The organism is Zobellella aerophila, from assembly GCF_039539325.1.
In the GTDB taxonomy this organism is placed as follows: Bacteria; Pseudomonadota; Gammaproteobacteria; order Enterobacterales; family Aeromonadaceae; genus Oceanimonas; species Oceanimonas aerophila.
This window is the reverse complement of the sequence record NZ_BAABCX010000002.1, coordinates 666666-690708: the sequence shown is the minus strand read 5'-3', so window position 1 is coordinate 690708 and position 24043 is coordinate 666666. Positions and strand designations below refer to the sequence as shown.

The following is a 24043-nucleotide window of genomic DNA, read 5'->3' as shown; positions in this document are numbered from 1 at the left end:
CGACATCCACTGTCATTTAGTTCGATCAGTAACTTAAGTCACTGTTTTAAGTGATACTAGTTGATTTTCTGAAAAGGCACCAATCGGATATGAAGGATAATCAGGGGATGAGCTATTAACCCCCTGCCGGAATTAAATAACTGATACAAATACAGCTACATTTCGAGGCAGGGGTCAGGGGCCGATAAGCAGACCCTCCGCGCCAGGGATGGCGCGACGGAGCACCCAGGGATGGGGTCACGGCGAGTCTGCGTGCGGTCCTGACTTCTGCAGCACAATTAGGAACAGTTATTTAAAAGCCGTTCAGGCAAGTGGCTGAACGGGGCACACCCTAGGGCCTGTTCGTCGTATCCAAAGCGCCAGGATGACCAGTAAGTGCGCCGCCGTGGTTAAAACCAAATAGACCGCGTCCAGCGAACCCGTGGCCTCGCGGATATATCCGGCCAGCAGGTTACCCAGGGTGCCTCCCAGCCCAAAGGTTACCATGCAGATACCGCTGATCTGCATGGTGGCGGTCGAAGAGTAGCTCTGGCCAATCCAGCCGGCCAGTATGCCCCACATGGGGAAATACATCATGCCATAACCGAAACCGGCAACCAGGGCACAGTGTGCCGGATCATAGATAAACGCCAGCAGGCCAAGGGCAAAACCGCTGAAGATCACCAGCAGAGCCACGCTGTGGCCTCGACGGTCGGCCAACCTGCCGGTGAGCAGGCCCGCCACCATGCCGGTTACCCCGACCAGGGTCCAGGTATATCCGCCCAGGGCGGCGGGCAGCCCCAGCTGATCCAGATAGGTGTTGAGCCAGTTGGAAAAGGGCATGGTGGTGAAACCGACCAGGAAACAGATCAGGCAGGCCAGCAAGGCGGTACGCTCCCCGCAGATGGTCGCCAGCAGTTTCGAGGCGGGAATGATGGACTCGGAAGCATCCGTCTTGGTGGCAGGCAGTTTCTTTATGCCGTTCAACAGGTACCAGGTTAGGCCAACCACCAGCATGCCGATGACGCCGGCTATCTGCCAGCCGCTTTGCCAACCAAATACGGGCACCACCAGCAGGATCAGCAGGCCGTTCAGGCCGTAACCCCAGGCGGTGCCGCTGGACGCGGTAGACAGGTAGGTGGAACGTTGCTCAGGCTTGGCGCAGCGGCTGATAATCTCCACTATGGTGCCCCAGCTGATCGCCGCGCCGGCGGCCAGGCAGGTCAGCACCAGGATGATGAGCAGCGGATCCCGCAGTTGTGACATGGTAAACAGCAGGCTTGTGCTGAGGATGCCGGTCGCCAGTGCCAGGCGGGCGGTGCCCAGGCGATGGCCGAACAATCCGAGCAGCATGGCACCGGTGAGGTATGCCAGCTGGGTGAGCGCGCCGATGGCGGCCAGGTGCCAATGGCTGAGGGCGATGGACTCCCGCATCAGCGGCACCAGGGCGGCAAACAAGAACATGCCGAAACCATGGCTGACAATCTGATTCATCCCGAATATGGCGGCCATCCGCATCCTGACTCTCCCTAGTGATTATCTAAGCATTCATTGAAGCTATCCTGGACGCTTGCCATCGTTCGGTAAATCGATAAATATTGAGGCCTGCGTTCAATAAGGTTGAAATCTTATCATGCGTGATTTGCCCATTACCCTGCTGCGGACCTTCGTGGTGGTGGCGGAAACCCTCAACCTGACGGTGGCGGCAGGCCGGCTGCACCGGGCACCTTCAACCATCAGCATGCAACTTAGCCGGCTGGAGGAGCTGGTGATGGCCGAGCTGCTGGAGCGTGGTCAGTATGGGGTCCGGCTAACCCCGGCCGGGGAACAGCTCAGGTCCCATGCCCAGCAGTTGCTCAATCTGCACGACCGGATCCTGGGCTCTTTCCAGAATGCGGATATCGCCGGCAAGGTGCGTTTCGGTACCCATGATCAATACGCCACCCGCAGCCTGACACCGTTGCTGGAAGCCTTCGTGCTCAATTACCCCGAAGCGCGGCTGGAAGTGCTCTGTGATCACCGGCCCCATTACCTGGCGTCGCTGGTCAAGGAGGGCAAGCTGGATATCGCCCTGGTGGAGATGCCGGTGTTGTCCGAGGGCGGCCTGCGCCTCGGTCGCGATGAACTGGTCTGGGTGCGCTCAGAGGTACATGCGGCGCACCTGCGCGAGCCCTTGCCGCTGGCGGTGTTTGTCGAAGGTTGCTATCACAGGGACTCTGCCCGTCAGGCGCTGGAGCGCACGGAAAAGTCCTATCGTATCGCTTTTACCAGCCAAAGCCGGGCGGGGGTGCTGGCGGCGGTGCGGGCGGGTATTGGCGTGGGGGTGATCCCGCGCAAGACCCTTGAAGCGGGCATGGTGGTGGTCGAAGAAGGACTGCCTCCCTTGCCCAGGACCGACACCACCCTGTTCGTGGCCGAACGGGTCAATGAGGCCACGGCCCGTTTGGTGCACACCATTGAGGAGAGTCCACAGTTCACGCGTGCCAAAATGGACACAGAAGATTGGCATCGGCGCCGGCCTGGCTGACATGCCTCCTGGCCAGGAGGCCGCAAAACACTTGCCGAGACGGGGGGGAGTAACTAGGATCCTTATCCATTGCTACCACGGATAGCCGCCCCCGGTGTCGGCAAAGAGAATATGATGAAACTGGTTGCCGTTGATTATCGTGCCGACAACGCCGCCGAGCGGTTTGTCGAGTCGCTGCGCAGTACCGGCTTCGGGGTGCTGAAGCAGCATCCCCTGCAGCAAAGCCGGGTCGAATCCATCTATCGGCACTGGCAGGCCTTCTTCGATGGTGAAGAAAAACACAGATACCGCTTCGATCCCAAGACCCAGGACGGTTACTTCCCGCCAGAGATCTCCGAAGTGGCCAAGGGCCACTCGGTCAAGGATATCAAGGAGTACTTCCATTTCTATCCCTGGGGCCGTTGCCCGGATGCGCTGCGTGACGAGCTGGCCGCTTATTACCAGGCCGCCAACGAACTGGCCGGCGAGCTGTTGTCATGGGTGGAGGCCCATGCCCCAGCCGAGGTGCAGGCAGGCTTCAGCCAGCCGCTGTCCTCCATGATTGCCGGCAGCGAGCAAACCCTGCTGCGGGTATTGCACTATCCGCCGATGAAGGGAGACGAGGAACCGGGGGCGATTCGTGCCGCCGCCCACGAAGACATCAACCTGCTCACCATCTTGCCGGCCGCCAACGAGCCGGGGCTGCAGGTAAAGGGGATCGCTGATGAGTGGCTTGACGTGCCCTGCGACTTCGGCAACCTGATCGTCAATATCGGTGACATGCTGCAGGAGGCCTCGGGGGGTTATTTCCCCTCAACCTCACATCGGGTGATCAATCCCGAGGGCATGGATAAGGGCAAATCGCGCATTTCCCTGCCGCTGTTCCTGCACTCCAGGCCGGAGGTGGTGCTGTCGACGCGTTATACCGCCGACAGCTACCTCAAGGAACGCCTTAGAGAGCTGGGTGTAATCTAAAGCGTTGGTAACCGGTCATGTCAATAACCGGGCCTCCGTGCGCCCAGGATTTTGCCCTGAACAGACTCATCTTAAGCCATCAGCAACATCGGCCGCCAGGAAGGCCGTCATACCGGTACGGCGGGCACTCGCCGACCTTCGAGTCACCGGCGAAATACGAGGCGATGAGAGGCTGAGGGGGTAAACCGTCTCAGGGTTGTTACAAGGCCCGTAAATAATAAAGTTGTAACGACGATGAAACACCAAAAAAATTAAAAAACTAACTTTCTGATTTTAATGAAAACTCTTTGTTTTTAACTGTTTCTTATTCGTTACATCATGTTTTTATATATGGGGGGTTGATATTTTAATTTACTGATATTTAATTTGTTTTTTTATTTTTTATTGTTCGTTATCTTTACTGCTCATCATTTTTATATGGTGTAAGCATCGATGCTGCGCGCGAATAATTTTTTGCAAAGCTCGCGATTTTCGTCAACGCTTAATAAGCGACAGGGATAAGGCTATTTTGCTCCCGCCTTTAATGATGTTTATACGCCTGAAAGGACCTGCCGATTGTCGGCGTGGGCGATTGCGTCTTCCTGAACCTGACGATAAAGAAGAGCAATGTATTTATTATTTAATTGTAAAAAATTAAATAATATTTGGCGGTGATATCGCTGTCACTCAAACGGCTGTAGCAATCGATGGATGATGGATATTGCTGAGTCTGACATTTTCGCCACAGCCGCAACGGCAGGTATTGCTGTAAATGTGAGGAGCATATAGCAATGATCACAACAACTTTTCGGACATCCGCGATCGCGAAAGCAGTGACCATGATCGTGTTTGCGAGTGGCCTGAGCTTAACCGCCGGCCAGGCAGAAGCCAAGAAGGGTACCGTCGTTTTGGACGACAGTGAACGGATCGCGGCCCTGGTCGAACTCGGCAAAGAGGTGTTCTTCGATCCCATCTCCAAACCCAAGGGAAAGCAGTCCTGCTCCAGCTGCCATGATCCGGTGTCGGGCTGGACGGGTCCTACCTCGGACACTAACTTGGTCGAGGTGGCCCAGCCGGGCGCCGACATTCATAAGGATCCCGGGGCCAGGGGTGGACTCAAACCGCCCACCAATGCCTACGCGACCTTGATTCCACCTTTTGCCACGGCCGCAGGACCCGTCCCCGCCTTTGGCGGCACCTTCTGGAACGGTCGCGCCGAAGGAGCCGATCCTCAGTTTCCGGAAGGTGCCACAGCCCATATTTTTTTGGAGGATGTGATTAAAGCGAATGACTCCCAGGGCTTTAAAGCTGCGGTGATGAAATTCATTGGTCCGGTGGCCGATCAGGCCCTTAATCCTTTCCCCAATCCGGTCGAGCAGAATATCCGCGAAAAGGCAGCCTGTCAGCAAGTCAATAAAGCGGATTACGCCCATCTGTTTACGGACGCCTGGGGTGAGCGTATCAAATGCGATCAGAATAACTACAGCACCAGCTTCAAGCGCATTGCGGTGGCGCTGGCAGCCTATCAGGATTCTCCCGAGGTCAATTCTTTCAGCTCCAAACGCGATAATGCGCTGCGGGATGAATTAGCTTGCATGAGTGCACAAGACATACAAGCATTACCCTGGGTGCAGCGGTTGGAAGAGGGAGAGAGTGTCGAAAGTGTCTTGTCCAGATTCGGACTCGCACTTGACGATTTGGAGACATGCGCCGATGGCTTACCCGATGCGACTCCGGGACAGTTTCCGCTGGCGGGGTTGAGCCCTCAAGAAAACTGGGGCCATGATCTCTTCTATGCGAATTCCGTCCAGTTCGGCCCGCCCAGACCGCTCCCTATTCAACCCGGTGCTTTCGCCACTTGTGATGCAGCTGGCAACACTTTTCCCGATGGGATTGAGTTGACGGAAGCCAGGCTTGGTGCCGGCTGTTCATTGTGCCATAGTAATAACCCGGGTGCAGACAACGGCTCAGAGCCGTTACAGACCTATGCCGATCACGGTTATCATAATATCGGCACGCCGGTGAACTTCGAGATCCCCGGGAATGTCGCATCGGATATTGGCTTGGCGGGTCACACCGGGAATGATGGTCACATCGGTCAGGTGAAAGCGCCGACCCTGCGCAATGTTGACAAGCGTCCATCGCCAAATTTTGTGAAGGCCTATGCCAGCAACGGCTGGTTCAAGAGCCTGGAAAGCATAGTGCATTTCTATAATACGTCTTTTGTTAAAACAGCCGACAATAATGTCAATCACTCGGTGACACGCTGTCCTGATGGCGTCACAACCGAAGCGGAAGCGATTGCATTGGGTGATGATGGCCTTCCTGCCTGCTGGCCTGCACCCGGACATGACAATGGGGTATCTTTTAATGCTGCGGGTAGCGTGGGGCGCCTGACCGGTAATCTTGGGCTCAGTACCTGTGACGAAGAGGCACTCGTTGCCTACCTGAAAACCTTGACCGATGAGGCCGTTGTGGAACTCCCATAACGGGCTGAATCACGCTGCTTGATCTTGCCGCCATCGTTAAGGCGGTGGCCAAAGCCGATAGAAAAATTGCCGGTACCATTTGGTACCGGCAATTTTTGTTTAAAGCGTATTGCAAGAGTGCATCGGGGCCTGGGGCGTCGATCAGCAAGCGGTAGGCATAGCATTAACATCGCGCCAAATAAAAAAGCACCTAGCCCGATATGAGCTAAGTGCTTGATATATTTGGTGGCCCCTGCTGGACTTGAACCAGCGACCGATCGATTATGAGTCGAGCGCTCTAACCAACTGAGCTAAGGGGCCAAAAGTGGGGGTGATTATAGGGAAAGCACTTTGGTCTGTCCAGTACCGGCCTTGCTATATGTTTGATTTTTAAGCGGTGGCATGGTGGGGCTGGAAACAATAAGGGGCGCCCTGGCGCCCCTTATTGATGTGTTTTTGCTTACTCGTCGAGGAAGCTGCGCAGCACTTCCGAACGGCTCGGGTGGCGCAGCTTGCGCAAGGCCTTGGCCTCGATCTGGCGGATGCGTTCCCGGGTAACGTCGAACTGCTTGCCGACTTCTTCCAGGGTATGATCCGTGTTCATATCGATGCCGAAGCGCATGCGCAGCACCTTGGCTTCCCGGGCGGTCAGCCCGGCCAGCACGTCATGGGTGGCGTTGCGCAGGCTTTCGCTGGTGGCCGAGTCGGCGGGCAGCGAGAGGGTGGTATCCTCGATAAAATCGCCCAGGTGGGAGTCTTCATCATCACCGATGGGGGTTTCCATCGAGATCGGCTCCTTGGCGATCTTCAATACCTTGCGGATCTTGTCTTCCGGCATGGCCATGCGGTGGGCCAGCTCTTCCGGGGTCGGCTCCCGGCCCATTTCCTGCAGCATTTGCCGGGAAATCCGGTTGAGTTTGTTGATGGTCTCGATCATATGCACCGGAATACGGATGGTGCGGGCCTGATCCGCGATGGAGCGGGTAATGGCCTGTCGGATCCACCAGGTGGCGTAAGTCGAGAACTTGTAACCACGACGGTATTCAAACTTATCTACCGCCTTCATCAGGCCGATATTGCCTTCCTGGATCAGGTCGAGGAACTGCAGGCCCCGGTTGGTGTATTTCTTGGCGATAGAAATAACCAGACGCAGGTTGGCCTCCACCATTTCCTTCTTGGCGCGACGGGCCTTGGCCTCGCCGATGCTCATGCGGCGGTTGATGTCCTTAATCTGGGAGATGGTCAGGCCGGTTTCTTCTTCTATGCGTTTCAGCTTGCCGATGGCGCGTAGCACATCTTCGGTCACCTCTTCCATCTTGGCGGACCAGGCTTTGCCGGCGGTCAGTTGCTTATCGAACCAGGCCTGTTCGCTTTCGTGGTGGGCAAATGCCTGCACGAAGGTCTTTTTCGGCATCTTGCACTGCTCGACGCACAGCTTCATGATGATACGTTCCTGTACCCGTACCCGCTCCATCATGTCACGCATGCTGTTGACCAGGCGATCAAACTGCTTGGGGACCAGGCGGAACTGACGGAATACGTCGGCCAGGATAGTTATCTGCTCGGCGGCCTCATTAGAGGTGCGCCCCTTGGCCTGGATGGTGGCGCGGGTGGTCTCGTACTGGGTACGCAGCAGCGCGAACTTTTCCCGGGCGACTTCCGGATCCGGACCTGTATCGGCGTCTGAATCCTCGTCGTCACCGTCTTCATCTTCGTCTTCATCGTCGTCTTCGTCATCCAGATCTTTTTCGCTCAGCTCAGAGCCGATATGGGTGGCGGTGGGGGCGACTTCATCGGTTTCGTCCAGGTCGACAAAGCCGGAGATGATATCGCTCAGCTTGATGTCGCCGGCTTCAAAACGATCAAATTGATCCAGCAGCGAGGTGATGGCTTCCGGATATTCGGCCACCGAACTCTGCACCTGGTTGATGCCGTCCTCGATACGTTTGGCGATGTCGATTTCGCCTTCCCGAGTCAACAGTTCCACCGTGCCCATTTCGCGCATATACATGCGCACCGGGTCAGTGGTCCGGCCGATTTCTGATTCGACGGAAGCCAGCGCCTGGGCAGCGGCCTCGGCGGCATCTTCGTCGGCGGTGGTTTCCGACATCATCAGGTCATCGGCATCGGGGGCGCTTTCGACGACCTGGATGCCCATGTCGTTGATCATCTGAATGATGTCTTCAATCTGATCGGAGTCGACAATCTCCTGGGGGAGGTGATCGTTCACCTCGGCATAAGTCAGGTATCCCTGTTCTTTACCTTTGGCAACGAGAAGCTTAAGCTGTGACTGTGGGGTTTGCTCCATAGAACTCGTCCGATTAGATGTTGCAAGAGGGTGTAGGCATAAGGCACTCTTTTTATGGCGCGCAAGTAGCCGATTATAACAAAAATTGACCAGCATGACTATGCCGGTCCGTGCTTGCCAACACCTCTCACCATCTTGATTTTTATGGGAGCGGGTGCTGCAGCAGGTTCTGCTTCTGTATCCCCGTCGAGGGGCTTCATACGATATTGGGGCCAAGCATCCATTTTTCAACGACACTCAGCCCAGGCTACTTTTGCTCTCTGTTAACAATAGCAGCAATTCCTGTTTTTCTGCCGGGCTCAGCCCCTGCGGGCTGTTACTTTTCTGCTGCAGGGTCTCAATACGGCTTGCCAGGTACCCGTTGATCAGTACCACGAAGATATCCTGCAGTTCCTGCTCAATATTGTCACCGGCGAATAAGTCTTCGGCCATCGCCAGCCTGGCGAGGGCCTGTTCGGCGCCGTGTCCGCGCCAATGTTCCAGCAGCTGGGCGGTGCTCATGTCTGGCTGACGCTGAACCTGGCCTAGTAGCTCAAGCAGCAATTCGATGCCGGGCAGAGACAGTTCGGTCAGTTCGAACATGGGCGGCAGCCTGGCCGCGACAGCCGGATATTGTAGCACAAGTGCTATGGCCCGGCGAAGGGGGGTCAGCTTTATCTTTTTCGGATCCTGCCGACGTTCGCTGCTGGTCGTTGCCGTTGGCTGGAGACGGCTGAACAGCTCCCGCACCCGGCGTTCATTTTCGCCCCAGTTCAGCTGGCGCGACAGCCGGGTGATCAGCCCCTCCCGGGTAAAGCCTTCCGGTACCCGGCCGATGGCCTCTGCCGCCCGCTTGGCCAGTTCATGCTGGCCCGCCTCGCCACCGAGCTGGTTATCCTGGGCCAGCCGTTCGAACAGAAAATCCCCGAAGTCCTGGGCCTGGCCCAGCATCTCTTCAAAGGCCTGGGCGCCCAGCTTGCGCACCAGGGTGTCCGGATCTTCACCTTCGGGCAGGAAGATGAATTTCAGGCTGCGGCCGTCCTGCATCTGCGGCAGGGCATTGTCCAGGGCGCGCCAGGCGGCTTCCCGCCCGGCCCGGTCACCGTCATAGCAGCAGACCACCTCCTGGGTGGTGCGGAACAGTAGCCGCAGGTGTTCCGGGGTGGTGGAGGTGCCCAGGCTGGCCACCGCATAGTCGATGCCGAACTGGGCCAGGGCGACCACGTCCATATAGCCTTCCACCACCAGGATGCGTTCCGGGGTGCGGTGAGCCTGGCGGGCTTCGTACAGGCCGTAGAGTTCCCGTCCCTTGTGGAACACTGGGGTTTCCGGGGAGTTCAGGTATTTGGGTGTACCCTGTTCCAGGATGCGACCGCCGAAGCCGATGATACGCCCCTTACGATCGCGGATGGGAAACATGATGCGATCGCGGAAGCGGTCGTAGACGCGGCCGTTGTCGCTCTTGAGCAGCATGCCGCCTTCGAGCAGTTGCTGTTCGGCATCCGTGCTTCGAGCAAACTGACGTTTGACGGCATCCCATTGATCCGGGGCATAGCCGATGGCGAACTGCTTGACGACTTCTCCGCTCAGACCCCGGCCTTTCAGGTAATCGATAGCTTGCTTCGATTGTTTGAGCCGGCTCTGATAGAAGCGATTGATGTCATCGAGCCGGGCATAGAGATCCTGGCGCACCGCTTTGGTGGCGGCCTGTTGTTCCGGTGATCCCGTACTTTCCCTGGGTACGGTAACGCCGTGCAGGCCGGCCAGCTCGTCGATGGCGTCGAGAAACTCCAGGCCATCGTATTCCATGATAAAGCCGAGGGCGGTGCCGTGGGCGCCACAGCCGAAACAGTGATAGAACTGTTTATCGGGACTGACGGTGAAAGAGGGGGATTTTTCATTATGGAAGGGGCAGCAGGCCTGGTAATTTTTACCGGCTTTTTTCAGCTTTACCCGTTGATCGATCAGGTCGACGATATCGGTCCTGGCCAGCAGATCGTCGATAAAGGATTGGGGGATTTTACCTGCCATAGTTCACCGGGAAAGCGGAAAAAACAAAGCCGTGCATCAAAAGAAGCACGGCCCGTCGACAGGGAGCAACCAGTTTAAGCCAGTCTGGCTTTGATGCTGGCGCTGACCTTGCCCATATCTGCACGTCCCTGGATCAGCGGCTTGAGTGCCGCCATCACCTTGCCCATATCCTGCATACCGGTGGCGCCGGTATCGGCGATGGCCTGGGTCAGCAAGGCTTCCAGCTCGTCTTCTGTCAGAGGTTGCGGCAGGAATTCCTGCAGCACCACGATTTCCTGGCGTTCACCATCGGCCAGTTCCTGGCGGCCGGCCTGCTCAAACTGAGTGGCGGCATCTTTACGCTGTTTTACCATCTTGGTAATAACAGCGATGATGGCGTCATCATCCAGGGATTCGCGGCTATCTATCTCTTTCTGTTTGATCTCGGCCAGCAGCATACGCAAGGTGCTCAGGCGAGCCTTGTCTTTGGCACGCATGGCATTTTTTTGTTGCTCTGACAGCTGGTCTTTTAAAGACATGAGATCAGCGACTGCTTAGTACAGACGAGTACGACGTGCGTTTTCGCGAGCCAGTTTCTTGGCGTGACGCTTAACAGCGGCAGCTTTGGCGCGCTTACGCTCGGTAGTCGGCTTCTCGTAGTGCTCACGACGACGCACTTCAGACAGGATACCGGCCTTTTCGCAGGAACGCTTGAAGCGACGCAGGGCTACGTCGAAGGGCTCGTTTTCACGTACTTTAATTACTGGCATGTGCCTCTCACCTCGGTTCACTGGCCTGTCACCGACCAGTAGGACAATAAAAAATGGTGCGAAATTCTACTCTGAACCCGGACCCAAAGTAAAGTCCGGCAGCCCTTGGCTGGTTAAAAAATCGCGGGCAGGGTAACATAGCGCCATCTTTTCCGACAGCCTTTATTAAGCCATGCGTGTATTGGGTATAGAAACCTCCTGTGATGAAACCGGCATCGCCATTTACGATGAGGAACGGGGTATTGTTGCACACCAGCTGTACAGCCAGGTCAAACTGCACGCCGATTACGGCGGCGTGGTGCCCGAACTGGCCAGCCGGGATCATGTGCGTAAAACCATTCCGCTTATTGACGCGGCCCTTAAGGAGGCAGGTTGCAGCAAGGAGGATATAAACGGCATTGCCTATACCGCGGGTCCTGGCCTAATGGGCGCGCTGCTGGTGGGGGCTACCATAGGCCGCAGCCTGGCCTTTGCCTGGGGCAAGCCGGCGGTGGCGGTACATCATATGGAAGGTCATCTGTTGGCGCCCATGCTGGAAGAGCGGGTACCGGCGTTTCCCTTTATAGCGCTGCTGGTGTCCGGCGGTCATACCCTGCTGGTACGGGTCGATGGTATCGGTGCCTATCAGATCCTCGGGGAATCCATCGATGATGCCGCCGGCGAAGCCTTCGACAAGACCGCCAAGCTGATGGGCCTGGATTATCCGGGGGGGCCCCGCCTGGCCAGGCTGGCGGCGGCGGGGACTTCGGGGCGTTTTGTCTTCCCGCGACCGATGACCGACCGGCCGGGCCTGGATTTCAGTTTTTCCGGACTCAAAACCTTTGCCGCCAATACCATTGCGGCCGAGGGGAGTGATGAGCAGACCCGCGCCGATATCGCCCACGCCTTCCAGCAGGCGGTGGTGGATACCCTGGCCATCAAGTGCCGGCGCGCCCTGCAGCAAACCGGATTGACCCGGCTGGTGGTGGCTGGCGGCGTCAGTGCCAACCAGTCGCTGCGGGCCCAGCTGGCTGAGCTGATGGCAAGCCTGGGTGGGGAAGTATTCTATCCGCGTCCCGAATACTGCACCGATAATGGCGCCATGATTGCCTACGCCGGCCTGCAGCGGTTAAAAGCGGGGGTCTTTGAGTCTTTGTCTGTCACCGCCCGGCCCCGTTGGCCGCTGGATGAGTTGGTGCCGGTGGTTTAGCGCCGTTTCCCATCCATGGGGGCAGGATCCTTGAAGGGAGTGCTGCCCTTAGTCTGATATCGGGCGGGAGAAATATGCCCGATTGCCCGGTGTTTACCGCTCGGCGGTTGCCTGTCCCGGATGGATGCCGGGAATGGGAAACACCTTGTCATAGAGTAGGTTGTAGACGAAAGCATAGACCAGATAAAACACCGCCATGGTGATGTCCATCATGAAGGCATCCACTAGGCTTACCCCTAAGTGCCAGGCAATCATCGGCAGAAACAGCAACAGCAAACCCCCTTCAAACAGTAATGCATGAAAGACCCGGATCATCGGTGTTTTATGGCTATGGCCACGGATCCGGATCATGGCGTGATCGAACAGCAGGTTGTAGAGGTAATTCCAGACGGTGGCGATAATAGAGCCGGCCAGGGCAATGACTCCCATCTCATGGAGCTCGAAGCCGAACAGCCAGCTGGCCAGCGGGGCGAACACGACTAAGCCAATCAGCTCGAAGCCGAGGGTGTGGCGGATCCTGTCTTTGGTGGTACGCATGGTTACTTCCCTAGAAGAGCAATCTGCGGACTATTCTATCTGCTAATATCCAGTACAAAAGTTAGCTAGTATCGGATAAATAGATAGATGAGTTTCTCTTTTGAACAACTGCAGGCCTTCGTGGCGACCGTGGACACCGGTTCTTTTTCTGCCGCCGCCCGTCGCCTGGGCAAGGCCCAGTCGGTGGTCAGCACCGCCGTCGCCAACCTGGAAATCGACCTGGACAACAGCCTGTTTCTACGCAGCGGCCGCTATCCCCGACTCACGCCGGCCGGTGAGCGGCTGTTGGTGGAGGCCCGGGTGATCCTGGAACGTTGTGAGCATTTCCGCGGCGTGGCCAAAAGCCTGGGGGAAGGGGTGGAAAGCCGGCTGGTATTGGCGGTGGATGAGTTGTATCCCTCTCCTTGGCTGGGCCAGCTGATGGATGATTTTGCCCGTCAGTTTCCCTCGGTCGAGCTGGAGCTGCTGTTTCCGCTGATGGAGGACGTCAGCCGCATGGTGCTGGAGGAGCGGGTGGATCTGGGCATCATGTGGCGGCAGGAAATCTTATCCCCTTCGCTGGGTTTCCATGCCCTCGGTTGGGTGCCGATGAAGATTGTCTGTGCCCCTGGGCATGCCTTGGCCGGGCAAAGGGTGGGCTGGGAGGAGCTGAAGCGCCATCGCCAGCTGATGGTGGCGACCCGCAACGACAGCGAAGAAAAGGTGCGGTTGCGGGTGGCGGCGGACGTGTGGTGGGTGGAAAGCCATTGGGTGATCGTCGAGCTGGTGCAACGCAACCTGGGTTGGGCCTTCGTGCCCGAGCATGTGGTGGCCGGCGCCCTGGACCATGGGCTGCTGGTTTCGCCGGCGTTGGAGTTTGACGATCAGGACTGGCCAGTGGCGCTGGAGCTGGTCTGGCACAAGCAGCGGCCCCTGGGCAAGGCCGCCGCCTGGCTGAAACATGCGGTGATCGGGCGGGGTTAATCCACCAGATCGTAGGGCAAGGGCTGCAGCGTCAGTCGGCTGTTATCCTGGCCCTTGAGGCGCAATATCGTATCCGGCTCCAGATCCTTGTTGAGCACGGCGGTGAGCAGGCAGTGCTCCCCCTGCTGCCAGGCGTTGAGCACGGTGCCGGTCCGGCGCCAGTTGTCGCCCAGCTGCAGTTCCAGATCCTGATTGGCTTCAATCTTATCTTCACTGCTGCCGGCCAGCACAAACATGGCTTTCTTGTTGGCGCCGCGGTATTTGGCCCGGGCCACGGTTTCCTGGCCCATGTAGCAGCCCTTGTTGAAGCTGATGCCGCCGAGGGCCTGCAGGTTCAGCATCTGGGGAATATATTCGCCCTGGTGTACGGCGCTCATATCGGGCATGCCGGCCTGGATCATCAGCCCCTGCCATTCCTGCTCTTCTCCCCTGGGCAGATCCGGCAGTTCGGCGTCCAGCGGCAGCAGCAGCAGGGCATGTTCTGCCGCCACTGGGATAACGATACCGCCCTGCCACAGGTTGCCGTCGCCTACGTGGGCGTTGAGCCAGTGGGACAGCCCTTCACCGGCCAGGCCGAACACCTGCCAGTTGTCACTGGTGTCGTTCAGCTCAACCTTGGAGAACACGGCAAATTTTTTCAGTTCAGGCAGCTGTTTCTCAACCAGGCTGCGGTTGAGCAGCAACAGCAGCTGTTCACCCAGATTGGCAAGCCAGAAATGCGCCCATAACTTACCCTTGGCATCACAATGGCCGCCGAGCGTGGCATCGCCGGCTTCCAGGGTGGCCACATCACAGGTGACCTGGCCCTGCAGGTATTTCACCCGCTCTTCACCGCTGAGGCTGAGTACGGCGCGATCGGACAAAGGATAAAGCATCGGAGTAGAGGCAATAGTCAACACGGGTAATTCCTTTGTTGTCTATGAGGTTGGGAAGTGTGACTCTCATGGTAAAGATGGCCAACACATTTGTCAGTATTCATTTGACCATTTAACATAGGCTTTGTTTTATTTTTCGGGATGGACCAAGTTGAATACCTCTGATAAACCGCGCCTGATATGGGCATGCCGTCGCGGCATGCTGGAGCTGGATGTGATCCTGCTGCCCTTCGTCGAGCATGAATACGATGCCTTGAGTGAGCGCCGCAAGGCGGATTTCCAGCGCCTGCTGGCCTGTGATGATCCCGATCTGTTTGCCTGGTTTATGGGCCATGAGCGCTCAAAGGACCCGGTGTTCCAGGCGCTGGTAGAATATATCCTTGAGCGCAACCAGCTTCGCAATCAACGCTGAACCCTCCGTTATCCATCGCTGGTACCTGGCGGGACTGGGTGCACTGCTGTGGCTGCCGGCCGGACTTTGGCTGGATGACGAGCGCCTGCTCTGGTTTCTGCCCGGTTGGCTGTTGTGGTCGCTCATCGGCTGGCGGCAGGCGGGGAGTTATCGTCTGCAGGGGGAATATCGGGATGGCTACCTGCGGATAAATGGCCGTGACGGCCGGTTATCCGCCCATAGCCGGGCAGGCCCCGGCTTTTTATTGCTGGTGTTGGAAGGCGACCCCTGGCCGCCTTTCTGGCTGTTTAGCGACAGCGTCCCCGAAGAGATGTATCGGCACCTGTCTCAGCGTATCTTGCTGTCCACGTAATTCGGCGGTACCAGTATGGTCGGCTTGGGCTCGGCCAGCTGCTCCGGGTAATCCAGGGTGAAGTGCAGGCCCCGGGACTCTTTACGGTCCATCGCCGACAGTACAATCAGCTCGGCCACCTGCACTAGGTTGCGCAGCTCCAGCAGGTTGTTGCTGACCCGGAAGTTGGAGTAATACTCCTGTATTTCCCGCTTAAGCAGATCGATACGGTGCTTGGCCCGTTCCAGCCGCTTGTTGGTGCGTACGATGCCGACATAGTCCCACATAAACAGCCGCAGTTCGTGCCAGTTGTGGTGTATGACGACTTCCTCGTCCGAGTCGGTCACCTTGCTCTCGTCCCAGCTCGGCGTGGCGGGGGGCTCGGGGACCTGGCTCAGCTTGGCCAACATGTCCTGGCCGGCGGCCCGGGCAAAGACGATGCACTCCAGCAGGGAGTTGGAGGCCATGCGGTTGGCGCCATGCAGGCCTGTATAGCTGACTTCCCCCATGGCATACAGGCCCTCGATATCGGTGCGTCCCTGTAAATCCACCATCACACCGCCACAGGTATAGTGGGCGGCAGGTACCACCGGCATCGGATCCCGGGTGATGTCGATGCCGACCCTCAGGCAGCGTTCATAAATGGTGGGGAAGTGCTTGATAATGAAGTCGGCCGGTTGATGGCTGATATCCAGGTACATGCATTCGGCGCCCAGGCGTTTCATCTCATGGTCGATGGCGCGGGCCACTATATCCCTCGGTGCCAGCTCGTGACGCTCGTCGAAATCGGGCATAAAGCGGCTGCCGTCCGGGCGTTTGAGCACAGCGCCTTCGCCCCTCAGGGCTTCGCTCAACAGGAAGTTGTTATCCGCCGGGTGGAACAGGCTGGTGGGATGGAACTGATTGAATTCCATGTTGGCGACCCGGCAGCCGGCCCGCCAGGCCATGGCGATGCCGTCGCCCGAGCTGACATCCGGGTTGGAAGTATATTGGTATACTTTGGAGGCACCACCGGTGGCCAGGGCCACGAATTTGGCGCGGATGGTTTCAACCTGCTCCCTGTTGCGGTTCCATATATAGGCGCCCAGCACCCGGTTGCCGGGCAGGCCCAGCTTGGCGGTGGTGATCAAATCCAGGGCATTGACCCGTTCCAGTACCCTGATGTTAGGATGTTTCAGCACCTGTTCGGTGAGCGTGGTCTGCACCGCCCGACCGGTGGCGTCGGCGGCATGGAAAATACGTCTGTGGCTGTGGCCACCCTCGCGGGTCAGATGATAGGACGGTTCGCCCTGGCTGCTTTCTTCGGTATCGAAGGGCACTCCCTGACCGATCAGCCATTGGATGGCGTCGGGGGCATCGCCGGCGGTAAATTCGACCACGGCCTCATCGCAGAGCCCGGCTCCGGCGATCAGGGTGTCCTCGACGTGAGATTCTATACTGTCGGTTTCATCGAAAACGGCGGCGATGCCACCTTGGGCGTAGAGTGTCGCTCCTTCGGTAAGCGGGCCTTTGCTCAGCACGTGAACCTTGGCGTGATCCGCCAGTTTCAGTGCCAGAGATAGGCCAGCGGCACCGCTGCCAATGATGAGTACGTCACAGAGGTATTCAACAGGATCGTTCATGCAGTATCATTGGCCCGGTATAAATTGAGGCTCTATGTTATCTCAAGCCGAATACCGGCGCAGCCGTAATTGTCAGTCGGTCATGATTTCAGAACTTTTTTCCGCACTCATAGTCTACTAAAGTGCGCTTATCTCGGGCCGGTGCCCTGGTACCGGAATGATCGGAGGTTACGCGGCTCGCATGAGCGAACATTTAACGGACCAGCAGCTGGTAGAACGGGTCCAGCGTGGCGACAAGAATGCATATAACTTGTTGGTAACAAAATATCAGCACAAGGTGGCGAACTTGGTCTCTCGTTATGTGTCAAACGGAGATATACCGGATGTGACCCAGGAAGCCTTTATCAAAGCCTATCGGGCGTTGCCGGGCTTCAGGGGAGAAAGTGCATTTTTTACCTGGTTATATCGTATCGCCGTGAACACGGCAAAAAACTATCTGGTCTCTCAACGGCGCAGGCCGCCGGGGTCGGATGTTGAGATAGGTGATGCAGAATATTACGAAGGCGGCGAGGCTCTGAAGGAGCTGTCGTCACCTGAACACCTCATGTTGTCGGATGAGATCAAGCGGGCGGTTTTTGACACCATTGATGCGCTTCCGGAGGATCTGAAAACAGCAATTACCCTGCGAGAGCTGGAAGGGATGAGCTACGAAGACATTGCCAATGTGATGGATTGTCCGGTCGGGACGGTTCGCTCCCGGATATTTAGGGCACGCGAGGCAATCGACAAGCGGGTCCAGCCTTTACTCCAGGGTTGACGAATAAGGATAAACCTTATGGCTAACAAAGAGCATATTTCGGCATTGGTAGACGGAGAAATCCAGGATAAGGTGTTGCTCGAACAGCTGGGCAAGGACAAGGCCCTGGCCGCCACCTTCGGTCGCTATCAGCTTTATGGCGACGCCTTACGCAATGAATTGCCCACGCATCTGCACCTGGACCTATCCGACAGGATAGCCGCTGCCCTTGAACTGGAGCCGACGATCATGGCCCCTGGTAGCAACATGACGGCAACGGCGGCACCGCAGGCGGCAACTATCCTTAAGCCGGCTTTCGGCAGAACCCTGGTTCGTCATTTCGCCCAGTTTGCGGTGGCGGCGTCGGTGTCGGCGGCGGTGATCTTCGGCGTACAGCAATATGGTCAGCAGCAGGGTGTCGGTACCGCTCCGGTATTGAATACGGTGCCGGTCAGTGGTTCGGCCGCCCCGGTCAGCCTGAACTACAGTTCCGAGCCGGGCGAACGCCTCAGCCAACAAGAACTGATCGACCAGCAACAAAAGATTAACGCTTTGCTGATGGATCACGAGTTGCAGCAACGGCTGCGCCAGCCGTAAGGAAAGCCTAACTTGATTAAACGCGGATTGGGCGTTGCGTTGCTGTGGTTGTCGGTGGCCGCCTCCGTGTTCGCCGTAACCGATACCAGTCCGGCCACCACCTTGTTGCAGCAGATGCAGCAGGCGTACCGCGAGCTGAATTTTGAGCTGACCCTGATCGAATTGCGTCGGGGCCAGCTGGAACCTAAGCGCCTGACCCGAGGGCATCTCGATGGTCAGGCGCTCACCTACCTGAGTTACCTTAATGGCCAGCCCCGGGAATATGTGCAGCGGGACGACGAAGTCAGCTTTTTCGAATCCAGCCACGATGGTTATACCCTTAAGCCTTCCGAGTTACCGGGCCTGTTTGTCCGTTTTCAGTCCATGCCTGTCGAGCAGATATTAGCCCACTATAATGTGGTCGCGGCGGGACGCAGCCGGGTATTGGGGCGCATCGCCGATGTCCTTCGCCTGGATCCCCGGGAGCCGGATTATTACGGCTATGTGCTGTGGCTGGATCAGGAAACCGGGCTGCTGCTGAAGTTGGATACCCTGGACAAAGAGATGGGTCTGGTAGAGCAGGTCATGGGGGTGGCCCTCAATATCAGTACGCAGCCGGCGGCGTTTTTGACCGAATTGAAAGCCGCCAGTTTGCCGCCGGTGCTTTCCCTGGTGGAGGCCTACCCGGCTCCCCAGCAGGCATTACCATGGCAGGCGGACTGGTTGCCCAAGGGATTTGAGATCCGCTCCCAGGATAAGCATCAGCTGCCGTTGACCGGCCAACTGGTCGATTATCTGATGGCCTCGAATGGCCTGGTCGATGTTTCCGTTTATGTGGCCAACGCCATGCCCAATTCAGACTCTCGTCAGCAGCTGATCCGCCAGGGCGCGACCCATCTGGTCAGTTTGGTGAATGCCGCCAGGATGGAAGTGACGGTAGTGGGGGATATACCGGCGGAGGCCGCTCGGCGCATTGCCGAATCCATTACGGTTAAAACGGGTGAAACACCATGATTGAGGAAGTGGCGACGGTAGTGCAGCTGGTACCAGAAGGGGTGGTGTTGGAGTGCTTCAGCCGCTCGGCCTGTGGCCAGTGCCGGCAGAGCCAACATTGCGGCACCGGCCTGGTGGCCAAGGCATTGCCCGGACGCAGCCATCAGTTTGTTGTTGCCACGCCGTTGCCGTTGCGGGTGGGCGAACAGGTGCGTATCGGTATTCCCGAGCAGAGCTTGATCAAGAGCGCCGTGCTGATTTATCTGCTGCCGCTGCTGTGCGTGTTGCTGGCCAGCCTGCTGGCCAGCCTGCTGTTTAAGCTGGGCGACGGCGGCACCATAGCGAGTGCTATCGCCGGTGGATGGCTGGGTTTTCTGCTGGCCTCCCGTCTGGCCCGGGGCCCTGGGTTTGGCTTGGCCGGGCCGGTGATCCTGGGGCCGCTGATTCCGATCAGCAATATCGACTAAGGATTGGCCACTGCCGCCCTAATCCAGTAGAATCTCGCCTTTACTGTCGCTATTAGAGTTCGGACTCCTTATCGCATCATGAAGCATATCCGTAATTTTTCCGTCATCGCTCACATAGACCATGGCAAGTCGACCCTGTCCGATCGCCTGATCCAGGTATGTGGAGGCCTGTCAGACCGCGAAATGCAGGCACAGGTCCTGGATTCCATGGATCTGGAGCGGGAGCGTGGCATCACCATCAAAGCCCAGAGTGTGACCCTCAACTACCAGGCCAAAGACGGTAATCAATACCAGCTTAACTTTATCGACACCCCGGGCCATGTGGACTTCTCCTATGAGGTTTCCCGCTCGCTGGCGGCCTGTGAAGGCGCCTTGCTGGTGGTCGATGCCGGTCAGGGTGTTGAGGCACAGACTCTGGCCAACTGCTACACGGCGCTGGATATGGAGCTGGAAGTGGTGCCGGTGCTGAACAAGATCGACCTGCCCCAGGCCGAGCCCGATCGGGTCGCCCAGGAAATCGAAGATATCGTCGGTATCGACGCCATGGACGCGGTGCGCTGCTCGGCCAAGACCGGCCTGGGTGTCGACGAGGTGCTGGAAACCATAGTCCAGAAAATTCCGGCCCCGGTTGGCAACTCGGAAGGTCCGCTGCAGGCACTGATCATCGACTCCTGGTTCGATTCCTACCTGGGGGTAGTGTCGCTGGTGCGCATCAAGCACGGCAGCCTGAAAAAGCACGACAAAATCAAGGTAATGAGCACGGGGCAGGTGTGGGGCGTCGATCGTCTCGGCATCTTCACCCCCAAGCAGAAAGACACCGACGGCCTCAACTGCGGCGAGGTGGGCTGGGTGGTGTGCGGCATCAAGGAAATCCACGGCGCGCCGGTGGGCGATACCCTGACCCATGCCAAATATGGCGCCGAAAAGGCCCTGCCGGGCTTCAAGAAGGTCAAACCCCAGGTGTATGCGGGCCTGTTCCCCATCTCCAGCGATGATTATGAAGCCTTCCGCGATGCTCTCGACAAGTTGTCACTGAACGATGCCTCCCTGTTCTATGAGCCGGAAACCTCCAATGCCCTGGGCTTCGGCTTCCGGTGCGGTTTCCTCGGCATGCTGCACATGGAGATCATCCAGGAGCGGCTGGAGCGGGAATACGATCTGGATCTGATCACCACGGCGCCGACCGTGGTCTACGAGGTGGTCAAGACCGATGGGACCATCGTCTATATCGACAGCCCGTCCAACCTGCCGGCGATCAACAACATCGAAGAACTCCGCGAGCCGATCGCCGAATGTAACATTCTGGTGCCCCAGGAGTATCTGGGCAACGTGATCACCCTCTGTATCGAAAAGCGTGGTGTGCAGACCAATATGGTCTACCACGGCAACCAGGTGGCGCTCAGCTATGATATTCCGATGGCCGAAGTGGTGCTGGACTTCTTCGACCGGCTCAAGTCCTGCAGCCGGGGGTATGCGTCCCTGGATTACGGCTTCAAGCGCTTCGAGGCGGCCGACATGGTGCGCCTGGATATCATGATCAACGGCGACCGGGTCGATGCCTTGGCCATCATCACCCACAAGGAAAATGCCCAATATCGCGGCCGTCAACTGGTGGAGAAGATGCGCGAGCTTATTCCCCGGCAGATGTTCGATATCGCCATCCAGGCCTCTATCGGCAACCAGATCATCGCCCGCAGCACGGTTAAGGCGCTGCGCAAGGACGTGACCGCCAAGTGTTACGGCGGTGACGTCAGCCGTAAGAAAAAGCTGCTGGCCAAACAGAAGGAAGGTAAGAAGCGGATGAAATCCCTGGGCCGGGTCGATATCCCTCAGGACGCCTTCCTGGCTATCCTCCATGTCGGTAAGGATAAGTAATTATGGCGAGTACCTTTGCCCTGATCCTGGTGCTGGTGACCCTGGTCACCGGCATTATCTGGGCCTGTGACAAGTGGATCTGGGCCAAACACCGGGCCCAGAAAATCGCCGATGCCCAGGTGACCCATGGCAACAAGGTGGACAAGGCCGCATTGGCCAAGGCCAGCCTGGCCCCGGGCTGGATCGAGCAGGCCAAGTCGATCTTCCCGGTGATCGCTGCGGTGCTGGTGTTGCGCTCCTTTATCTATGAGCCGTTCCAGATCCCGTCCGGTTCCATGATGCCGACCCTGCTGGTGGGGGATTTTATCCTGGTGGAGAAGTTCGCCTATGGCCTGAAGGAACCGGTGAATAACACCAAGCTGATCCCTACAGGCGCACCCGAGCGGGGCGATGTGGCGGTATTCAAATACCCGGAAAACCCCAAAATCGACTACATCAAGCGGATCGTCGGCCTGCCCGGCGACCGTATCGTCTATCAGGACAAGCAGCTGTATATCAAGCCGGCTTGCACCGGTGACGACTGCCCGGACTTTAAGCCGGTGCTGCTTGAGTTTGAACGGGGCGGCGAGTTCAGCCAGATGGGCATTCCGCTGGAGCGTTATGCGGAAGCATTGACCGAACGACCCCACGATATCCTGCGCAATCCCCTGTTGCCGGATCGGGTATCAATGTATTACCGCCAACCAGGCACGGCCCTTAACGAATGGGTGGTGCCCGAAGGACACTATTTTGCCCTGGGGGACAACAGAGACAACAGTACCGACAGCCGTTTCTGGGGCTTTGTCCCCGAGCAGAATCTGGTCGGTAAAGCCGTTGCCATCTGGATAAGTTTTGAATTTGAACGAGACGCCGACAGCTGGCTGCCCTCCTGGGTGCCCTCGGATGTGCGTTTTAGCCGAGTGGGCGCAATCCATTAATGAAAAAACTGAATATTCTGCAAAAAAAACTGGGCCATACCTTTACCGACGAAACCCTGCTGGTGCGGGCCCTGACCCACAGGAGTGCGGGTTCCCGCCATAATGAACGGCTGGAATTTCTGGGGGATTCCATCCTCAGCATGGTCATCGCCGATGCCCTGTTTCACCGTTTCCCCAAGGTAAACGAAGGGGATATGTCACGCATGCGTGCGACCCTGGTGCGGGAAAAGACTCTGGCCGAGTTGGCCCGGGAGTTTGAACTGGGTGACTATCTGATCCTGGGGCCGGGGGAACTGAAGAGTGGTGGCTACCGGCGTGAGTCGATTCTCGCCGATGCGGTCGAGGCGCTGATCGGCGCCGTCTATATAGATACCAGCATCGAAGGGATACGCAGCCTGCTGCTGTCTTGGTATGACGAACGGTTAACTGAAATTCAGCCGGGCATCGAGCAGAAAGATCCCAAGACCCGGTTGCAGGAACTGCTGCAGGCCAAACGCAAGCCGTTGCCTACCTATAACGTGGTGGAAGTGATCGGCGAAGCCCACAATCAGAAATTTACCGTGCATTGTCTGGTGGACGGCCTGGCCGAACCAGTGGTCGGCATAGGAACCAGCCGCCGCAAGGCCGAGCAGGCCGCCGCCGAGCATGCCCTGGAAGCATTATTATGACAGAGCAAGAACAGACCTATTGTGGCTTCGTGGCCATCGTCGGCCGCCCGAACGTGGGTAAGTCGACCCTGTTGAACCAGCTGCTGGGGCAGAAGGTCAGCATCACCTCGCGCAAGGCCCAGACCACCCGTCACCGGATCATGGGCATCCACACCGAAGGTGCCTATCAGGCGATTTATGTGGATACTCCCGGCCTGCATATCGAAGAAAAACGTGCCATCAACCGGTTGATGAACCGGGCCGCCTCCAGTTCCCTGGGCGACGTGGAAATGGTGGTGTTCGTGGTGGAAGGCACCAAGTGGACCGCCGATGACGACATGGTGCTCAACAAGCTGCGCCATCTGCGCTGCCCCGTGGTGCTGGCGATCAACAAGATCGACAACGTCGAGAGCAAGGAAGAGCTGCTGCCCCATATGCAATGGCTGTCCGGGCAGATGAACTTTGCCGATATAGTGCCGCTTTCCGCAGAAAAAGGCGAGAATGTCGAGGTGATCGCCAAGCTTGCCCGCAGCCGGCTCAAGCCTTCGATACACCATTTCCCGGAAGACTATATCACCGACCGCTCCTCCCGCTTTATGGCGGCGGAGATCATCCGTGAAAAGCTGATGCGCTTCATGGGGGAAGAGCTGCCCTATTCGGTGACGGTCGAAATCGAACGCTACCAGGTCAACGACAAGGGCGTGGTGCATATCAACGGCCTTATCCTGGTGGAGCGCAGTGGCCAGAAAAAGATGGTCATCGGCAACAAGGGTGAAAAGCTCAAGGTGATCGGCACAGAGGCGCGCCTGGATCTTGAGCAACTGCTGGAGCAGAAGGTATTCCTCGAGCTGTGGGTCAAGGTCAAGTCCGGCTGGGCCGATGACGAACGGGCGCTACGCAGCCTGGGTTATGGCGATGACTGATGAGCG

At 57.7% G+C, this 24043-nt stretch carries 23 protein-coding genes and 1 tRNA gene; 15 read left to right on the top strand and 9 right to left on the bottom strand.

Features of this window, described 5'->3' with window-relative positions; genetic code table 11:
- Window positions 1-303 precede the first annotated feature (303 nt).
- Window positions 304-1491, bottom strand: coding sequence for an MFS transporter (locus tag ABD806_RS10855; protein ID WP_344957787.1), 1188 nt, complete (start codon window positions 1489-1491; stop codon window positions 304-306).
- Window positions 1492-1612: 121 nt separating this feature from the next.
- Here ABD806_RS10855 and ABD806_RS10850 point away from each other — a divergent pair, with 121 nt between their 5' ends.
- The 3 genes from ABD806_RS10850 to ABD806_RS10840 all read left to right on the top strand — a co-directional run bounded on the left by ABD806_RS10850 (window position 1613) and on the right by ABD806_RS10840 (window position 5928).
- Complete coding sequence (locus ABD806_RS10850) at window positions 1613-2506, top strand: LysR family transcriptional regulator (RefSeq protein ID WP_344957785.1); 894 nt, start codon at window positions 1613-1615, stop codon at window positions 2504-2506.
- Window positions 2507-2617: 111 nt separating this feature from the next.
- Window positions 2618-3460, top strand: coding sequence for a 2OG-Fe(II) oxygenase family protein (locus ABD806_RS10845; RefSeq protein ID WP_344957783.1), 843 nt, complete (start codon window positions 2618-2620; stop codon window positions 3458-3460).
- A gap of 770 nt (window positions 3461-4230) precedes the next feature.
- Entirely contained in the window at window positions 4231-5928 is a 1698-nt protein-coding gene (locus tag ABD806_RS10840; protein ID WP_344957781.1) for a cytochrome-c peroxidase, read from the top strand.
- Window positions 5929-6151: 223 nt separating this feature from the next.
- On the opposite strand, the gene ABD806_RS10835 is transcribed toward ABD806_RS10840, so the two are convergent.
- The 5 genes from ABD806_RS10835 to rpsU form a co-directional block, all read right to left on the bottom strand.
- Window positions 6152-6228, bottom strand: a tRNA-Ile gene (locus ABD806_RS10835).
- A gap of 139 nt (window positions 6229-6367) precedes the next feature.
- A complete protein-coding gene (rpoD, locus tag ABD806_RS10830) occupies window positions 6368-8311 on the bottom strand; it encodes an RNA polymerase sigma factor RpoD (RefSeq protein WP_344957778.1) in 1944 nt (647 codons plus the stop codon).
- Between the two features lie 141 nt (window positions 8312-8452).
- A complete protein-coding gene (gene dnaG / locus ABD806_RS10825; protein WP_344957776.1) occupies window positions 8453-10225 on the bottom strand; it encodes a DNA primase in 1773 nt (590 codons plus the stop codon).
- Window positions 10226-10299: 74 nt separating this feature from the next.
- Entirely contained in the window at window positions 10300-10743 is a 444-nt protein-coding gene (locus tag ABD806_RS10820; protein ID WP_344957774.1) for a GatB/YqeY domain-containing protein, read from the bottom strand.
- A 15-nt stretch (window positions 10744-10758) separates the two neighbouring features.
- Window positions 10759-10974: a 30S ribosomal protein S21 gene (rpsU, locus tag ABD806_RS10815; protein ID WP_014293599.1), complete on the bottom strand. Its 216-nt coding sequence runs from the start codon at window positions 10972-10974 to the stop codon at window positions 10759-10761.
- Between the two features lie 172 nt (window positions 10975-11146).
- Here rpsU and tsaD point away from each other — a divergent pair, with 172 nt between their 5' ends.
- Complete coding sequence (gene tsaD / locus ABD806_RS10810) at window positions 11147-12163, top strand: tRNA (adenosine(37)-N6)-threonylcarbamoyltransferase complex transferase subunit TsaD (protein ID WP_344957767.1); 1017 nt, start codon at window positions 11147-11149, stop codon at window positions 12161-12163.
- A 93-nt stretch (window positions 12164-12256) separates the two neighbouring features.
- Here tsaD and ABD806_RS10805 read toward each other — a convergent pair whose 3' ends face one another.
- Complete coding sequence (locus ABD806_RS10805; RefSeq protein ID WP_344957765.1) at window positions 12257-12700, bottom strand: PACE efflux transporter; 444 nt, start codon at window positions 12698-12700, stop codon at window positions 12257-12259.
- Window positions 12701-12787: 87 nt separating this feature from the next.
- Here ABD806_RS10805 and ABD806_RS10800 point away from each other — a divergent pair, with 87 nt between their 5' ends.
- Window positions 12788-13663, top strand: a complete 876-nt coding sequence (locus tag ABD806_RS10800) for a LysR family transcriptional regulator (protein ID WP_344957763.1) — start codon at window positions 12788-12790, stop codon at window positions 13661-13663.
- Here the strand turns inward: ABD806_RS10800 and ygfZ are convergent.
- Window positions 13660-14538: a CAF17-like 4Fe-4S cluster assembly/insertion protein YgfZ gene (gene ygfZ / locus ABD806_RS10795; protein WP_344958064.1), complete on the bottom strand. Its 879-nt coding sequence runs from the start codon at window positions 14536-14538 to the stop codon at window positions 13660-13662. The two genes, ABD806_RS10800 and ygfZ, sit on opposite strands and share 4 nt — an antisense overlap.
- A 199-nt stretch (window positions 14539-14737) precedes the next feature.
- Here ygfZ and ABD806_RS10790 point away from each other — a divergent pair, with 199 nt between their 5' ends.
- On the top strand, window positions 14738-14950 hold the full coding sequence (locus ABD806_RS10790) for an FAD assembly factor SdhE (protein WP_344958062.1): 213 nt from the start codon (window positions 14738-14740) through the stop codon (window positions 14948-14950).
- Window positions 14919-15302: a protein YgfX gene (locus tag ABD806_RS10785; protein ID WP_344957761.1), complete on the top strand. Its 384-nt coding sequence runs from the start codon at window positions 14919-14921 to the stop codon at window positions 15300-15302. Before ABD806_RS10790 ends, ABD806_RS10785 begins: the two co-directional genes overlap by 32 nt.
- On the opposite strand, the gene nadB is transcribed toward ABD806_RS10785, so the two are convergent.
- Window positions 15278-16903: an L-aspartate oxidase gene (nadB, locus tag ABD806_RS10780; protein WP_344957759.1), complete on the bottom strand. Its 1626-nt coding sequence runs from the start codon at window positions 16901-16903 to the stop codon at window positions 15278-15280. The genes ABD806_RS10785 and nadB overlap by 25 nt on opposite strands.
- A gap of 181 nt (window positions 16904-17084) precedes the next feature.
- On the opposite strand from nadB, the gene rpoE reads away from it, so the two are divergent.
- From rpoE to era, 8 genes are all read left to right on the top strand, one after another.
- Window positions 17085-17660 (top strand): RNA polymerase sigma factor RpoE, encoded by a 576-nt coding sequence (rpoE, locus tag ABD806_RS10775; protein ID WP_344957757.1) that lies wholly within the window; start codon window positions 17085-17087, stop codon window positions 17658-17660.
- Between the two features lie 18 nt (window positions 17661-17678).
- A complete protein-coding gene (locus tag ABD806_RS10770) occupies window positions 17679-18236 on the top strand; it encodes a sigma-E factor negative regulatory protein (RefSeq protein WP_344957756.1) in 558 nt (185 codons plus the stop codon).
- Between the two features lie 15 nt (window positions 18237-18251).
- On the top strand, window positions 18252-19229 hold the full coding sequence (locus ABD806_RS10765; protein ID WP_425583113.1) for a MucB/RseB C-terminal domain-containing protein: 978 nt from the start codon (window positions 18252-18254) through the stop codon (window positions 19227-19229).
- Window positions 19226-19675: a SoxR reducing system RseC family protein gene (locus ABD806_RS10760; protein ID WP_344957752.1), complete on the top strand. Its 450-nt coding sequence runs from the start codon at window positions 19226-19228 to the stop codon at window positions 19673-19675. Before ABD806_RS10765 ends, ABD806_RS10760 begins: the two co-directional genes overlap by 4 nt.
- A 78-nt stretch (window positions 19676-19753) precedes the next feature.
- The gene (lepA, locus tag ABD806_RS10755; RefSeq protein WP_344957750.1) at window positions 19754-21550 is read left to right on the top strand and encodes a translation elongation factor 4; all 1797 of its coding nucleotides are present in this window, start codon (window positions 19754-19756) and stop codon (window positions 21548-21550) included.
- A gap of 2 nt (window positions 21551-21552) precedes the next feature.
- Window positions 21553-22467 carry a signal peptidase I gene (lepB, locus tag ABD806_RS10750; protein WP_344957748.1) on the top strand — a complete coding sequence of 305 codons (915 nt, stop codon included), beginning with the start codon at window positions 21553-21555 and terminating at the stop codon, window positions 22465-22467.
- A complete protein-coding gene (rnc, locus tag ABD806_RS10745; RefSeq protein WP_344957746.1) occupies window positions 22467-23135 on the top strand; it encodes a ribonuclease III in 669 nt (222 codons plus the stop codon). Before lepB ends, rnc begins: the two co-directional genes overlap by 1 nt.
- On the top strand, window positions 23132-24037 hold the full coding sequence (gene era, locus ABD806_RS10740; RefSeq protein ID WP_344957743.1) for a GTPase Era: 906 nt from the start codon (window positions 23132-23134) through the stop codon (window positions 24035-24037). Before rnc ends, era begins: the two co-directional genes overlap by 4 nt.
- Window positions 24038-24043 lie beyond the last annotated feature (6 nt).